The sequence below is a fragment of the Devosia sp. LC5 genome, assembly GCF_000735585.1.
In the GTDB taxonomy this organism is placed as follows: Bacteria; Pseudomonadota; Alphaproteobacteria; order Rhizobiales; family Devosiaceae; genus Devosia.
On record NZ_JNNO01000023.1, the window covers coordinates 236,379 to 251,022 of the forward strand.

Below are 14,644 nucleotides of genomic sequence, written 5' to 3' on the forward strand. Positions count from 1 at the left end.
AAACGGGGTTGGGCAGCATGAGTTCCCGGCAAGCCGCAGACGTGATCGGTCCGATCAATCCTCGAGGGATGACTGCAGTACATGGGTGGCGCGGATGGCGGCCGAGGCGCGGTTTTCCACCCCGAGCTTGGAATAGACCTGTTCCAGATGCTTGTTCACGGTGCGCGGGCTGAGGCCCAGGATATCGCCGATATCGCGATTGGACTTGCCGCGGGCGATCCACAGCAGCACCTCGCTCTCGCGCTGCGTCAGGCCGAACTGGCGGCGCAGGATGCCATCCTGGTTCTCGTCGCCCGGCGTGAGCAGGCGGAACAGATATTCGTCGGCCCCGATCATGCCCAGGCACATCAGCTGGATCCGCGCACCATTGCCCGGCTCCAGCATAAGGCTGTCGCCAGCGATGGAATTGGCGCCCGCACGGGCATCAAGCCAGGGCCGGACCTGCTTGGCGATAAAGCTGGCGGCATCCATGCCGGGCATAATGCGCTCCAACAGCTTGCCCGCCTGCGGTGTCGCCCACAGGGTCAGGCCACCACTCGACAGGGCCATCAAATGGCGGCCTGCGGCGTCGAGCGCAACGCGAGCGCTCTGCGCCCGGCGGGCATTGGCCAGGTGGACGCGGATGCGGGCGCGCAATTCATCCAGATTGATGGGCTTGGTGAGGTAATCCACCCCGCCCACATCGAGCGCATGCACGATATGCTCGGTCTCGGTCAGCCCGGTCATGAAGATCACCGGCACCTGAGCCACGCTGGGCATGGCCTTGAGCCGCGTGCAGGTTTCAAAGCCATCGAGCCCCGGCATGACTGCATCCATCAGGATGATATCGGGCACGATCTTGTTGGCAATGCTCAGGGCAGCCTCGCCGCTGCGAGCCAGCAGCACGGTGACGCCTTCCGCTTCCAACGCCGTGGTCAGGAAGCCCAGCGACTCGATGGAATCATCGACAACCAGGGCGATGTATTGCTTCTCAACTTCGCTCATGTTCGCCCACGCTGTTGAGGATCGCGGCATAGCCGTCGAAATCGTAGGTCTCGATCTGCTGGCGCAAGGCCGCGACCAGCGGGCCATGGCGCGGATCGTCGGCAAGGGCCGAGAGCCGCGCATCAATGCCACGGACATGGCCGATCTCGCCCAAGGCAAGAAGCTCGCCAACCACATCGGCGCCGGGTGAAACAATGTCGGCGGCCGGGGTCACCGGAACATCTACTGCCACTTGATCCTCAACCCAGCTGATGCCGAGATGAGCCCCGAGCTTGTCGAGCAATTGCCCGTAGTTGAGGGGCTTGGCCATGCTGTCGCTATGGCCCGTATCGGTTGTGGGTTGGCCCAGGCCATCCCCGATATTGGCCGAGAGCATGATGATGGGGGCGCCCTGCCCGCCATCGCGCAGCTTTTCCACCAGCTCCCAGCCATTCATTCCGGGCATCAGGATATCCACGAAGAACAGGTCCGGCTTGATGGCCTCGACCAGGGTGAGGCAATTGGGGCCATCGACCGCCGTCAGCACGGTAAAATCGAGCGGCACCAACAATTCGCGCATCATTTCGCGGTGTTCGGCATTGTCGTCAACCACCATGATGGTGCGGCGCGGCCCGCTATAGGTGCGGATGCGCAACTCCTCATGCGGCTTGGCGGCGGGGCGCTCCACACGGGCCAGCATCAACCGCACCTTGAAGGTGGAACCCTTGCCCGGCGTGCTCTGCACCTGGATTTCTCCGCCCAGCGTTTCCGCCAGCAGCTTGGTGATGGTGAGGCCCAGCCCCAACCCCGGCGTCAGCCGATTGCGCTCGGCCGCGCCGCGCGCGAAGGGCTCGAAGACGCGGCCCAGATCGGCCTCGCCAATGCCGTGGCCGCTATCGGTGATGGTGAAGGTGGCCACCTGTGAGCGATAGGCCACTTCGAAGGAGACGAAGCCCGTATCCGTGAACTTGATGGCGTTGGACAGCAGATTGACCAAGATTTGTCGCAACCGCTTTTCATCGGTGCGCACGAATTGCGGCAGGTTGGGCGCGACCTTGTAGCGGAACTCCAACCCCTTGGCCTCGCCCTGCAGGCGGAACATTTCGCGGATCTGGCTGAGGAAATCGTGGATATTGATCTCGTTGGAATAGACCTGCAACCGGCCGGCCTCGATGCGGGAAATGTCGAGCAGCCCGTCGATCAGGCCCGATAGATGCTCGGCGCTGCGGCGGATGACCTTGACCGAGGCGCGGCGTGGCGCGGGCACGGTCTCGTCGCGCTCAAGGATTTGCGCATAGCCCAGCACGGCATTGAGCGGGGTGCGCAATTCGTGGCTGAGGCCCACCACATAGCGGCTCTTGGCCTGATTGGCGGCTTCGGCGACTTCCTTGGCCTTTTGCAGCGCCGCGTCGGTGCGGTTATGGGCGGCGATTTCCTTCATCAGCAGCGTGTTCTGCCGCGAGCTTTCTTCCTCGGCCACCAGACGGCTGTCATGCGCCAGCACGAGGAACCAGGCGACAATGCCCGCCACAACCGCAAAGACGAAGAAGACGACGAGGATCGTGCCGCCCACCACCTCCTCGGTGTCAGGTGCGGCGCCAGCGGCGAAATAGTAGATCAGGCCGAGGATCGAGCCGATCAGCGCCAGCGAAATGCAGAACGATATGCCATAGCGGCCCAACCGGCTTTGCAGCTTGTCGATCGCCCAATCGGGCAGGATGCTAGCGGCGACGGCGCGGGTCTGCGCGCGGAAATGCGCATTGGGCTTGCACATGTCATGGCAGCGCGCATCGAGCGAACAGCAGAGGGAGCAGATCGGGGCAGCATAGGCCGGGCACCATGCCATGTCCTCGGGCTCGAAGGGGTGTTCACAAATCGAGCAGGTCACCGATTTGAGGTTCTGCCACTGCTTGCGCGGCTTGCGGGCCAGATAATATTTGCCCTTGGTGGCCCATGCGATGGTGGGCGAGGCGATAAAGGCCACGACCAGCGCGATATAGGGCGCCAAGGCAGCAGCCATTTCGCCAAAGACGCCAAAATGGGCCACCAGCGCCACCACGGCCGAGAGCAGCATGGAGCCCAGCCCCACCGGATTGATGTCATAGAGATGGGCGCGCTTGAACTCGATGCCAGGAGGGGCCAGGCCGAGCGGCTTGTTGATGAAGAGGTCAGCCGAAATCGAACAGAGCCAGGCCATGGCGATGATCGAGAAAATGCCCAGGGTCTCCTCGAGCAGCCTGTAGATGCCCAGTTCCATCAGCAGCAGGGCGATGCCGACATTGAACAATAGCCAGACCACGCGGCCGGGATGGCTGTGGGTCAGCCGGGAGAAGAAGTTCGACCAGGCGAGCGAGCCCGCATAGGCGTTCATCACATTGATCTTGAGCTGGCTGACCACCACGAACACGGCCATCAGCAACAGCGCCACCACCTCATTGGGGATCATGTAGCCAAAGGCGATGGAGTACATATAGCCGGGCTCGGAGGCATGCTCGGGCGACACGCCCGATGAGAGCGCCAGATAAGCGAGGAAGGAGCCGGCCAAGAGCTTGGGCGCGCCGACCACGACCCACCCTGCCCCCGCCAGGAATATCGCCAGCTTGTGCCGGAACTTGGAACTACCCTGGGCCGGCAGGAAGCGCAGGAAATCGACCTGCTCGCCAATCTGGGTCATCAGCGCCAGAATCACCGCCGAGGCCGCGCCGAACTTGGCGACGTCGAACGGGGCAATGCTGCCCGCTACGCCTTCGGGCTGGCCCAGGCCGCCAAAGGCGCGCCATAGATCGAATTTCTCCCAATCCATGAAGGCGATGAAGAAGAACGGCGCAATATTGAGGATGATCCAGATCGGCTGCGTCCAGATCTGGAACCGGCTGATCATCCGCACACCATGCGTCACCAGCGGAATGACGATGATGGCGCTGATGATATGGCCGATCCACAGCGGAATGCCGAAGGCCAATTGCAGGGCGCTCGACATGATCGAGGCCTCGATGGCGAAGAGGATGAAAGTGAAGCTGGCATAGATCAGCGAGGTAATGGTCGAGCCGATATAGCCAAAGCTGGCGCCCCGGGTCAGCAGGTCGATATCGACGCCATGCCGCCGCGCATAACGGGAAATGGGCACCCCGACCAACAAGATCGCGATGGAGGCGATCAACACCGCGATCATCGCATTGGTCGTGCCATAGGAGAGCGTGATGGCTCCGCCAATGGCTTCGAGCGCCAGGAACGAGATGGCGCCTATCGCGGTCTGCGAAATGGTGTCGCTGGAATATCGGCGCGCCGACTTTGCGGTAAAGCGCAGCGCATAGTCTTCCAGCGTCTGGTCGGCGACCCAGCGATTATATTCGCGCCTGATCGGAATAATACGCTGCCGCGCCATGGGCCCTGTCTAATTGTTAATCGCGTTGCGGGACTGCCCAAAAAACTATCGTTGTTATCTCTGCCACGCAATGCACCGCAAAGCCAAGCCAGCCCTGCATTTTTCGTCATCTGGCTAGACCGCGTCCCAGCCGGGTTACGTCAATCGACGTATACGCCCCCGTTAACAATGGTCCCAAGGTCAGCCTCCGTGACCCATCGCCGCCTGGGGGCGTGTTGGGCAAGCGAAATGAACGAGGGACGATAATGATGACTGGAAAACGCCTGATGCGCGCGCTCATGGCGCTGGGCCTCATGGCCGGAACTGCCCTGCCAGCCGTGCCGGCACTGGCGCAGGAAGACACCATCAAGGTGGGTATCCTGCACTCGCTTTCGGGCACGATGGCAATCTCGGAAACCACGCTCAAGGACACGATGCTGTTCCTGATCGACGAGCAGAACAAGAAGGGCGGCGTTCTGGGCAAGCAGCTCGAGCCGGTCGTCGTCGATATCGCGTCGGATTGGCCGCTGGCCGCTGAACTGGCCCGCCAGTTGATCGAAGTCGATCAGGTCGACGTCGTGTTCGGCTGCTGGACCTCGGTGTGCCGCAAGTCGGTGCTGCCGGTGTTCGAGGAATTGAACGGGCTGCTGTTCTACCCCGTGCAATACGAAGGCGAAGAAAGCCAGCGCAACGTGTTCTACACCGGCGCTGCGCCTAACCAGCAGGCCATTCCGGCCGTCGATTACCTGATGGAAGAAGAAGGCGTCGAGCGCTGGGTTCTGGCAGGCACCGACTATGTCTATCCCCAGACCACCAACAAGATTCTTGAGCAATATCTCAAGGACAAGGGCGTGGCCGCTGAAGACATCATGATCAATTATACCCCCTTCGGTCACTCCGATTGGCAGACCATCGTCTCCGACATCAAGGCCTTCGGTTCGGCCGGCAAGAAGACCGCCGTGGTCTCCACCATCAATGGCGACGCCAACGTGCCGTTCTACCGTGAACTGGGCAACCAGGGCATCGACGCCGCCGATATTCCGGTCGTCGCCTTCTCGGTGGGTGAAGAAGAACTGGCCGGCCTCGACACCGCTCCGCTGGTGGGGCACCTGGCCGCCTGGAACTACTTCATGTCGGTTGATACCCCCGAAAATGAAGATTTCATCGCCGCCTGGCAGGCCTTTATCGGCAGCACCGACCGCGTGACCAATGACCCGATGGAAGCCCATTATATCGGCTTCAACATGTGGGTGAAGGCCGCCGAAGCCGCCGGCACCACCGATGCCGATGCCGTTATCGACAACATTATCGGCGTCGCCGTGCCGAACCTGTCGGGAGGCCTGGCCTCCATGGCGCCGAACCATCACATCACCAAGCCCGTACTGATCGGCGAAATCCAGGACGATGGTCAGTTCGACATCGTCTACGAGACCCCCGGCCTGGTGCTGGGCGACGAGTGGAGCGACTTCCTGCCCGAATCCAAGCCCCTGATCGCCGATTGGCGGGCCCCGCTCTCCTGCGGCAATTTCAATACCGCCACCATGACCTGCGGCGGCGCGACCACGCCATAAGTCCGAATTCCGGGGAAGGCGGCACAAGCTGCCTTCCCTGTTCTTGCCGTCTTACACCTGGAGAATGCCGATGTCCGTCAAGCGCCTGTCCGCCGCATTGCTGGCGCTGCTCATGGTCCTGACTGCCATTGTGCCCAGCCTGGCCCAGCCATCGGATGCCGAGCTCACCACGCTGATCGACGCCCTGGCGCCCGGCAGCTATTCCGACCGCGAAGCGGCGATCGCCGCCCTTGTCGCCACCGGCGACACCCGCGTTTCCCCCATTCTCAATACCCTCTCCGAGGGCGACCTCTATGTCGTCGAAGCCACCGGCCGCGTCGTCTATGTCGAGCGCCAGGGCGACAATTACGCCACGACCGACCCGCTGACTGGCGCTGACCTGGGCGAAGTGGGCCGCCGCGATGCCGAAAAGGTGCGGGTCAACAATAATCTCCGTCGCGTCATCCGCTCGGCCATCGGCCAAATGACGCTGCTCAGCGACGATCCGGCGACAAGGCGCGCCGCTGCGCAATCGATCATGCGCGATGCCGACCCGGTCAATCTGCCGCTGCTCGATGAGGCGCTGGCCGCCGAAACCGATCCGGGCGTCAAGACGCTCATGGAAACCGCCCGCGCCTTTATCGTGTTGCAGGACCCCGACGCCAGCATTGAGGACCGGGAAGCCGCGGCGCCCGTGGTTGCCAAGTCCGGCGATAGCTCGGCCATCACCGTGCTGCGCGGCGCCTTGGCCAATGCCCCTGATGGGCTCAAGGCCGATATTCAGGCCAGCCTTGATGGCCTCAATCGCGATGCGGCGGCCTGGGGCGCGGTACAGAATGTCTGGTACGGCATCTCGCTCGGCTCGGTGCTGCTGCTGGCGGCTATTGGACTTGCCATCACCTTCGGCGTGATGGGCGTGATCAACATGGCGCATGGCGAAATGGTGATGCTGGGCGCCTACACTACCTTCATGACGCAGGCGCTGATCCGCCAATATGCACCAGGGCTGGCCGAATATTCGCTGGCCGTCGCCCTGCCCGCCGCATTCCTCTTCACCGCCCTCGTCGGTATCGCCATCGAGCGCGGCGTGATCCGCTGGCTCTATGGCCGGCCGCTCGAAACCCTGCTGGCCACCTGGGGCATTTCGCTGATCCTGCAGCAATCGGTGCGCACCATCTTTGGGCCAACCAACCAGATGGTGTCCAATCCAAGCTGGATGTCGGGCTCGGTCGCCTTTTACGGGCTGTCGATCACCTGGAACCGCTTCTGGATCGTCATGTTCGCCATCGCGGTCTTCCTGATGCTGCTGATGATCCTCAATCGCACCCCGCTCGGCCTGCAAATGCGGGCCGTGACGCAAAACCGGCGCATGGCCTCGGCCATGGGCATCCGCACGCCGATGGTGGATGCGCTGACCTTCGGGCTGGGTTCAGGCATTGCCGGGCTCGCCGGCGTGGCGCTCAGCCAGATCGACAATGTCTCGCCCAATCTGGGTCAGGGCTACATCATCGACAGCTTCATGGTCGTGGTGTTCGGCGGGGTCGGAAATCTCTGGGGCACTTTGGTGGGGGCACTCACCCTGGGCGTTGCCAACAAATTCCTCGAACCCTATGCCGGCGCCGTGCTCGGCAAAATCCTGATCCTGGTCATGATCATCCTCTTCATCCAGCGCCGGCCGAGAGGCCTGTTTGCCCTCAAGGGAAGGGCGATCGAGCAATGAGAATTTTGAATACCATAAGCCCGTCGACCGTCGCCTCCCTCTCGGCTCTAGCGTCCCCTCGCCCCTCGGGGGAGAGGGCCAGGGTGAGGGGTGCGATGCTGATGGATTATCGCTTGTTGCAGCGTCGCACCCCTCACCCGGCGCTACGCGCCGACCTCTCCCCTGAGGGACGAGGTGAGCATCTAGCCGGGAGCCCTATGCCATGCTGACACAAGCCCTGTTCCGCGCCCTCGACACCAAGGCCTGGTGGCTGATCGGCATCTTGCTTGCCGCTGCCATTCTGGTTCCGGCCAGCAATCTGCTGCTCTCGCCCGGCCAGTTTGGCTATGTGCCGACTTATCTGGTGTCGCTGTTCGGCAAATATCTGAGCTATGCCATGCTGGCGCTCGCCCTTGATCTGGTCTGGGGCTATTGCGGCATTCTTTCGCTCGGCCATGGCGCCTTCTTCGCGCTAGGCGGCTATGGCATGGGCATGTATCTGATGCGCCAGATCGGCCCGCGCGGCGTCTATGGCAATCCCACGCTGCCCGATTTCATGGTATTCCTCAACTACAAGGAATTGCCCTGGTATTGGCTGGGCTTCGACAATTTCTGGTTCGCCATGCTGATGGTCGTGCTGGTGCCGGGCATTTTGGCCTTCGTCTTCGGCTTCCTCGCCTTCCGCAGCCGCGTCACCGGGGTTTACCTCTCCATTATTACCCAGGCGATGACCTTCGCCTTGCTGCTGGCCTTCTTCCGCAACGATATGGGCTTTGGCGGCAATAACGGCCTGACCGACTTCAAGGATATTCTGGGCCAGCCGATTGCCGCACAGACCACCCGCCTCGCACTCTTCGCCGCGACCGCCATTGCCCTGGCACTGTCGGTGTTCATCTGCTCGATGATCGTCAATTCCAAGCTGGGCAAGGTGATGGTCGCCATCCGCGACGCCGAAAGCCGCACCCGGTTCCTGGGCTATCGCGTGGAGTATGTGAAACTCTTTGCCTTCACCGCCTCAGCCATCATGGCGGGCATTGCCGGCGCGCTCTATGTGCCGCAGGTGGGCATTATCAACCCGTCCGAATTCGAGCCATCCAACTCCATCGAAGTGGTGATCTGGACGGCGGTGGGCGGGCGCGGCACCATTATCGGACCGATCATCGGCGCCATATTGGTCAATCTGGGCAAATCCTATTTCACCAGCGCCCTGCCCGAATTCTGGCTCTTTGCGCTGGGTGCGCTGTTTGTCTTCGTCACCCTGTTCATGCCCAAGGGCATTGTCGGGCTGATCGGCCAGTGGCGCACCATGACGACCAAGCGCGAACAGGCCCCGCCCAATGCCGCGCTGCAGCCAAGTTCACCCGAAACCTCGCAAGCCGCCGAGCGCGGCGAAGACCCTGCGACCATGCTGGTCGAAACCGCCCAACCCAAGCCCGCGGAGTAAGACATGGCCAAGGCAGCAGACACCATGCTCTATCTCGACGGCGTCTCGGTCGCCTTCGATGGGTTCAAGGCGATCAACAATCTTTCGATCATCGTGCGGCCCGCCGAAATGCTGGCCATTATCGGGCCCAATGGCGCCGGCAAGACCACGATGATGGACATCATCACCGGCAAGACACGTCCTGACTCGGGCGACGTCCTGTTCGACGGGCGTACCGACCTCACCAAGCTCGATGAAGCCGCCATCGCCAATCTGGGCATTGGCCGCAAGTTCCAGAAGCCCACCGTGTTTGAGAGCCAAACCGTGTGGGACAATATCGAAATGGCGCTGAAAAAACCGCGCGGGGTCTTCGCCACCCTGTTCTATGCGGCCAGCGCCGATGACACCGCCCGCATTGATGAAATCCTCGACACCGTCCGCCTCTCAGCCCGCAAAAACGACTTCGCCGCCAATCTCAGCCACGGGCAAAAGCAATGGCTTGAAATCGGCATGCTGCTCGCGCAGGACCCCAAGCTGTTGCTGGTCGATGAGCCCGTCGCGGGCATGACCGATAGCGAGACAGTGGAAACTGCCAAGCTGCTCAAGCAAATCGCCACCACACGTTCGGTGGTGGTGGTGGAACACGATATGAGCTTCGTGCGCGACCTGGGTTCGCGCGTCACCTGCCTGGCCGAAGGATCAGTCCTGGCCGAGGGGAGCCTGGAACAAGTCAGCGCCAATCCGGTGGTGATCGAACGCTATTTGGGACGCTGACATGACCGCCCTTTCCATCCAGTCCATCGACCTGCATTACGGTGCCGCCCAGGCGCTCAAGGCCGTGTCGCTCGAATGCAAGCCCAATCGCATCACCGCCGTACTCGGCCGCAACGGGGTCGGCAAATCATCGACTTTGCGCGCCATTACGGGGATCAATGCGATCTCGGCCGGTGACATCACCTTTGGCGAGCAGGTGCTGAAAAAATCCCCGCCCTATCGCCGCGCGCGCATGGGCATCGGCTACGTGCCGCAGGGCCGCGAGATTTTTCCGCTGCTGACAGTCAAGGAAAACCTTGAGACCGGCTATGCCGGGCTCAAACGGGCCGACCGCAATATCCCCACCTACATTTTCGAGCTGTTCCCCGTGCTCAAATCCATGTTGAGCCGGCGGGGCGGCGACCTCTCGGGTGGCCAGCAACAACAATTGGCCATTGGCCGTGCGCTGGTCACCCGACCCAAGGTTCTGGTGCTCGACGAGCCCACCGAGGGCATCCAGCCCTCCATCATCAAGGATATCGGCCGGGCACTGCAATTCCTGCGCGACGAAAAGGGCATGACCATCCTGCTGGTCGAGCAATTCCTCGATTTCTGCCGGGAGATTGCCGACGATATCTACGTCATGGACCGCGGCGAAATCCAGCATGCAGGCCCAGCCAGCGACCTCGATCTGCCGGAGGTGCGGCGGCATCTGATGGTCTAAAAACGCAAAACGCCCGGCACAGGTGCCGGACGCATATTTCGAGGGATGCAGACCCCTCGACTACATGGCAGATACGAGGCCTGCCTCCACGCAGGCTTCGAGCGTCAGGGAATCCAGGTCCACAGCGGTCGTTGCATTGGCCGCTTCATTGGGAAGCGGGGCATCTGGAGTGGCGGCATCACCGGCATTTTCGGTGGTTTCATCACCGGCTTTGGGATCGGCCAGCGATGCGGTATCTTCGGCGGTCTTCAGCTCATCGCAGCGTTGCTGCACGGCAGGAAGATCAGCTTCCGAAACCGCCGCCCCGTTGATCATGGTCTGGGCGAAAGCCGGACCTGACAGAGCAAAAGCGGCGGTAAGCGCAACGGCCGACAGAGTAGATTTGAGGTTCATTTTTCTTATCCTATCAAACATTCAAGGTAGAGCCTGTGCACCCATCAAAAACGCATCCCCTTGCAAATCGTTGCCAATAACCTCGTGAAAATGCAGCGCGCGCGCGGCGCCGGAACGCTCGCAACCCAGTTGCGCGATGGCGGAACGCACCTGCACACCCTCTATCAGGACGGCTGTGCCAAGATCCGCCTGCCCCACACCCATGACCAGAGTCTGGAGGCGGTTTTGATCAATACGGCCGGCGGACTGACCGGTGGTGATTACATGCGCTGGCAGGCAGATATCGCGCCCGGCAGCCGCGCCACCATCACCACGCAAGCCTGTGAACGCATCTACCGTTCGACCGGCGCCACCGCGCAGGTCGAAACCCACCTCACGGTCGGCGCCGGCGCGCATCTCGATTGGCTGCCGCAGGAGACCATTCTTTTCGCCAAAAGCCGATTCGAGCGGTGGATCAACATTGACCTGGCGCCCGATGCCAGCCTCACCGCCATCGAAGCTGTGCTACTGGGCCGCGACGCCATGGGCGAGGACGCGCGCGATGCCCTGTTCCGCGACAATTGGCGCATCCGGCGGAACGGACGGCTGGTGCATGCCGAGGCAACCCATATCGATGGTTCGGACATGAGCCGAGACAATCTGGCACTGCTGGCGGGAACACGGGCTTTTGCAACGATCATCCATTTTGGAACCAACCTGACGAGCCGGCTCGAACAGGTGCGCGCATTGCTGCCGGAGGGGGCGATGGCGGCCGCCAGCGTCAGCGGCGAACGTCTTGTCATACGAGCCATGGCAAATTCCGGGCTTGCGCTTCGCCGCACGATCGTTCCAATTCTTGGCGCACTTTCCCGCGCCGGCAGCTTGCCGCGACTTTGGCATCTTTAGGAAACGTCGATGAATCTTACTCCGCGCGAAAAAGACAAACTGCTGATCGCCATGGCGGCCATAGTGGCCCGCAAGCGGCTCGAGCGGGGCGTCAAGCTCAACCACCCCGAGGCGATCGCGCTCATCACCGATTTCGTCGTCGAAGGCGCCCGCGACGGCCGCCCGGTGGCCGAATTGATGGAGGCGGGCGCCCATGTCATCAGCCGTGACCAGGTGATGGAGGGCATCTCCGAAATGATCCATGATATCCAGGTGGAAGCCACCTTCCCCGACGGCACCAAGCTCGTCACTGTCCACCAACCCATTCGCTAGGAGCCCGGTATGATCCCCGGTGAAGTCATTCCCAAATCCGGCGATATCGAACTCAATGTCGGTGCGCCCCAGATCACCATCGAGGTGGCCAATACTGGCGACCGGCCGATCCAGGTCGGTTCGCACTATCATTTCTACGAAACCAATGCGGGATTGCGGTTTGACCGCGAACAGGCGCGCGGCATGCGGCTCGATATCGCCGCGGGCACCGCAGTGCGCTTCGAGCCGGGCCAGACCCGTGAAGTCCGGCTCGTGCCATTGAGCGGCAGCCGTACCGTCTACGGCTTCCGCCAGCAGATCATGGGACAACTCTGATACAATGACTGAACAGACCAATACCGACGCCCGCCTTGCCGATCTGCGCCAGCGCCTCGCCGCAATATTGCGCGACCTGACCGAAGCCGGCGTGGACGATGGCGAAGCCATGTATCTGCTCGGCGGCTCCACCGTCGGCCTGATCGACCGGGGCGGCGCCAAGGACTGGCGTGGCTTCAAGGCCGGCCTGCCCGCAGCCGATTTCGATCGCCTGCTCAAGCAGATCGAAAAGGAAGGCAATCAGTTGGTTGCCGATGGCAAGGGGAAGGCAGCCTATGCGCTGCAGGCGCTTGCCGTATCGCTGGTCGCCAGCCGCCAGGACGACAAGGTGCTGCGCGAGGGCGAGCAATTGCTCGATGCCGTCATTGTTGCCAGCGCCGCCAACTACCGCAAGCACGCCAAGCCCGCCGCGTCCAAGGCCCACTAAGCCGGAGTCATCATGCCAGCCCGCATTTCCCGCGCCACCTATGCCGACATGTATGGCCCGACCACCGGCGACAAGGTGCGCCTGGCCGATACCGAGCTTTTCGTCGAGGTGGAAAAGGACTTCACCATCTATGGTGAGGAGGTCAAGTTCGGCGGCGGCAAGGTGATCCGCGACGGCATGGGCCAAAGCCAGCGCACGCGGGCCGAGGGCGCGGTCGATACCGTCATCACCAATGCGCTGATCATCGACCATTCCGGCATCTACAAGGCCGATATCGGCCTCAAGAACGGCTTGATCGCCGGTATCGGCAAGGCAGGCAATCCCGATACCCAGCCGGGCGTCACCATCATTATCGGCCCCTCGACCGAAGTCATCGCCAGCGAGGGCCGCATCATCACCGCGGGCGGCATGGATGCCCATATCCATTTCATCTGCCCCCAGCAGATCGAGGAAGCCCTGATGAGCGGCGTGACCACCATGCTGGGCGGCGGTTCGGGCCCCGCCCATGGCACGTTGGCCACCACCTGCACCGGCGCCTGGCATGCCCAGCGCATGATCGAGAGCTTTGACGGCTTCCCAATGAACCTGGCTTTGGCCGGCAAGGGCAATGCGTCCCTGCCCGCCCCGCTGGCCGAAATGGTGCTGGCCGGCGTCTCCTCGCTCAAGCTGCACGAAGATTGGGGCACCACCCCCGCCACGATCGACAATTGCCTGTCGGTCGCCGACGAATTTGACGTGCAGGTGATGATCCACACCGATACGCTCAACGAGAGCGGGTTCGTGGAAGACACCATCGCCGCCTTCAAGGGCCGCACCATTCACGCCTTCCACACCGAAGGCGCCGGCGGCGGCCATGCCCCCGACATCCTGCGGGTGGCGGGCCTGCCCAATGTCATTCCGTCCTCGACCAACCCGACCCGGCCCTATACGCAGAACACCATTGCCGAGCATCTCGACATGCTCATGGTGTGCCACCACCTGTCCTCGTCCATTCCCGAGGACGTGGCCTTTGCCGAAAGCCGCATCCGCAAGGAGACTATCGCGGCCGAGGATATCCTGCACGATATCGGCGCGCTCTCGATCATTTCCTCGGACAGCCAGGCCATGGGCCGCGTCGGCGAGGTGATGATCCGCACCTGGCAAACCGCCGACAAGATGAAAAAGCAGCGCGGTCGCCTGCCGGAAGAAACTGGCGAGAACGACAATTTCCGCGTCAAGCGCTACATCGCCAAATACACCATCAACCCGGCCATTACCCATGGCATGAGCCAGCATATCGGCTCGGTGGAAGTGGGCAAGCGCGCCGATTTGGTGATGTGGAGCCCGGCCTTTTTCGGCGTGAAGCCCGAAATGGTCCTGCTGGGCGGCTCGATCGCCGCCGCGCCCATGGGCGACCCCAATGCCTCGATCCCCACGCCCCAGCCCATGCATTACCGGCCCATGTTCGCCTCGTTCGGCAAGCTGCGGACCAGCTCGTCGGTGACCTTCGTGTCGCAAGCCGCCTATGACGACGGGCTGCGCAACAAGCTCGGCGTCGAAAAGCACATGCTGCCCGTGGGCAACACGCGGGGCGGCATAGGCAAGTCCTCGATGATCCACAATGCGGCGACGCCCTTTATCGAGGTCGATCCCGAAACCTATGAAGTGCGCGCCGACGGCGTTTTGCTGACCTGCGAACCGGCAACGGTGCTGCCGATGGCTCAGCGTTACTTCCTGTTCTAGGCGATTGCGCTTGGCGTAGAACGGAATAGTCTAGGCCGGGCGGCAATGGATCCAGATCGCGGCGATCCAATTTCTGCCGCCTGCATGGGTCAAGGTTGGTGCTGGACAAGCGAG

The 14,644-nt window shown here is 62.2% G+C and carries 13 protein-coding genes; 10 read left to right on the top strand and 3 right to left on the bottom strand.

Annotation, left to right across the window (positions count from 1 at the left end; translation table 11 throughout):
• Positions 1–54: 54 nt before the first annotated feature.
• Both FF80_RS13225 and FF80_RS13230 read right to left on the bottom strand, forming a co-directional pair.
• Positions 55–984, bottom strand: a complete 930-nt coding sequence (locus FF80_RS13225; protein ID WP_035101151.1) for a response regulator — start codon at positions 982–984, stop codon at positions 55–57.
• A complete protein-coding gene (locus tag FF80_RS13230; protein ID WP_035101153.1) occupies positions 971–4,348 on the bottom strand; it encodes an ATP-binding protein in 3,378 nt (1,125 codons plus the stop codon). The genes FF80_RS13225 and FF80_RS13230 overlap by 14 nt, the downstream gene beginning before the upstream one ends.
• Before the next feature lie 278 nt (positions 4,349–4,626).
• Between FF80_RS13230 and urtA the strand changes: the two genes are divergently transcribed.
• The 5 genes from urtA to urtE all read left to right on the top strand — a co-directional run bounded on the left by urtA (position 4,627) and on the right by urtE (position 10,476).
• Positions 4,627–5,898 carry an urea ABC transporter substrate-binding protein gene (gene urtA / locus FF80_RS13235; RefSeq protein ID WP_035101395.1) on the top strand — a complete coding sequence of 424 codons (1,272 nt, stop codon included), beginning with the start codon at positions 4,627–4,629 and terminating at the stop codon, positions 5,896–5,898.
• A gap of 112 nt (positions 5,899–6,010) precedes the next feature.
• Positions 6,011–7,597 (top strand): urea ABC transporter permease subunit UrtB, encoded by a 1,587-nt coding sequence (gene urtB / locus FF80_RS13240; RefSeq protein ID WP_244445775.1) that lies wholly within the window; start codon positions 6,011–6,013, stop codon positions 7,595–7,597.
• Positions 7,598–7,799: 202 nt separating this feature from the next.
• Entirely contained in the window at positions 7,800–9,020 is a 1,221-nt protein-coding gene (urtC, locus tag FF80_RS13245) for an urea ABC transporter permease subunit UrtC (RefSeq protein ID WP_035101157.1), read from the top strand.
• A 3-nt stretch (positions 9,021–9,023) separates the two neighbouring features.
• A complete protein-coding gene (gene urtD / locus FF80_RS13250) occupies positions 9,024–9,773 on the top strand; it encodes an urea ABC transporter ATP-binding protein UrtD (protein ID WP_035101159.1) in 750 nt (249 codons plus the stop codon).
• A 1-nt stretch (position 9,774) separates the two neighbouring features.
• Positions 9,775–10,476 carry an urea ABC transporter ATP-binding subunit UrtE gene (gene urtE / locus FF80_RS13255; protein ID WP_035101161.1) on the top strand — a complete coding sequence of 234 codons (702 nt, stop codon included), beginning with the start codon at positions 9,775–9,777 and terminating at the stop codon, positions 10,474–10,476.
• Positions 10,477–10,536: 60 nt separating this feature from the next.
• Here urtE and FF80_RS13260 read toward each other — a convergent pair whose 3' ends face one another.
• Positions 10,537–10,869 carry a hypothetical protein gene (locus FF80_RS13260; protein WP_035101163.1) on the bottom strand — a complete coding sequence of 111 codons (333 nt, stop codon included), beginning with the start codon at positions 10,867–10,869 and terminating at the stop codon, positions 10,537–10,539.
• Between the two features lie 90 nt (positions 10,870–10,959).
• Here FF80_RS13260 and FF80_RS13265 point away from each other — a divergent pair, with 90 nt between their 5' ends.
• The 5 genes from FF80_RS13265 to ureC are packed head-to-tail and all read left to right on the top strand — an operon-like array spanning position 10,960 to position 14,530.
• Complete coding sequence (locus tag FF80_RS13265) at positions 10,960–11,754, top strand: urease accessory protein UreD (protein ID WP_035101398.1); 795 nt, start codon at positions 10,960–10,962, stop codon at positions 11,752–11,754.
• 9 nt (positions 11,755–11,763) lie between these two features.
• Positions 11,764–12,066 (top strand): urease subunit gamma, encoded by a 303-nt coding sequence (locus FF80_RS13270; RefSeq protein WP_035101165.1) that lies wholly within the window; start codon positions 11,764–11,766, stop codon positions 12,064–12,066.
• A 9-nt stretch (positions 12,067–12,075) separates the two neighbouring features.
• Positions 12,076–12,381 (top strand): urease subunit beta, encoded by a 306-nt coding sequence (locus FF80_RS13275; protein ID WP_035101167.1) that lies wholly within the window; start codon positions 12,076–12,078, stop codon positions 12,379–12,381.
• A 4-nt stretch (positions 12,382–12,385) separates the two neighbouring features.
• Positions 12,386–12,808: a hypothetical protein gene (locus FF80_RS13280; protein WP_035101169.1), complete on the top strand. Its 423-nt coding sequence runs from the start codon at positions 12,386–12,388 to the stop codon at positions 12,806–12,808.
• Positions 12,809–12,820: 12 nt separating this feature from the next.
• Positions 12,821–14,530, top strand: coding sequence for an urease subunit alpha (gene ureC, locus FF80_RS13285; protein ID WP_035101171.1), 1,710 nt, complete (start codon positions 12,821–12,823; stop codon positions 14,528–14,530).
• Positions 14,531–14,644: the final 114 nt, after the last annotated feature.

What these genes read in the sequence shown, in the direction of transcription:
- FF80_RS13225 (WP_035101151.1), bottom strand. Translation starts at nt 984, where the DNA reads ATGAGCGAAGTTGAGAAGCAATACATCGCCCTGGTTGTCGATGATTCC.
- FF80_RS13230 (WP_035101153.1), bottom strand. Translation starts at nt 4,348, where the DNA reads ATGGCGCGGCAGCGTATTATTCCGATCAGGCGCGAATATAATCGCTGG.
- urtA (WP_035101395.1), top strand. Translation starts at nt 4,627, where the DNA reads ATGGCGCTGGGCCTCATGGCCGGAACTGCCCTGCCAGCCGTGCCGGCA.
- urtB (WP_244445775.1), top strand. Translation starts at nt 6,011, where the DNA reads ATGGTCCTGACTGCCATTGTGCCCAGCCTGGCCCAGCCATCGGATGCC.
- urtC (WP_035101157.1), top strand. Translation starts at nt 7,800, where the DNA reads ATGCTGACACAAGCCCTGTTCCGCGCCCTCGACACCAAGGCCTGGTGG.
- urtD (WP_035101159.1), top strand. Translation starts at nt 9,024, where the DNA reads ATGGCCAAGGCAGCAGACACCATGCTCTATCTCGACGGCGTCTCGGTC.
- urtE (WP_035101161.1), top strand. Translation starts at nt 9,775, where the DNA reads ATGACCGCCCTTTCCATCCAGTCCATCGACCTGCATTACGGTGCCGCC.
- FF80_RS13260 (WP_035101163.1), bottom strand. Translation starts at nt 10,869, where the DNA reads ATGAACCTCAAATCTACTCTGTCGGCCGTTGCGCTTACCGCCGCTTTT.
- FF80_RS13265 (WP_035101398.1), top strand. Translation starts at nt 10,960, where the DNA reads ATGCAGCGCGCGCGCGGCGCCGGAACGCTCGCAACCCAGTTGCGCGAT.
- FF80_RS13270 (WP_035101165.1), top strand. Translation starts at nt 11,764, where the DNA reads ATGAATCTTACTCCGCGCGAAAAAGACAAACTGCTGATCGCCATGGCG.
- FF80_RS13275 (WP_035101167.1), top strand. Translation starts at nt 12,076, where the DNA reads ATGATCCCCGGTGAAGTCATTCCCAAATCCGGCGATATCGAACTCAAT.
- FF80_RS13280 (WP_035101169.1), top strand. Translation starts at nt 12,386, where the DNA reads ATGACTGAACAGACCAATACCGACGCCCGCCTTGCCGATCTGCGCCAG.
- ureC (WP_035101171.1), top strand. Translation starts at nt 12,821, where the DNA reads ATGCCAGCCCGCATTTCCCGCGCCACCTATGCCGACATGTATGGCCCG.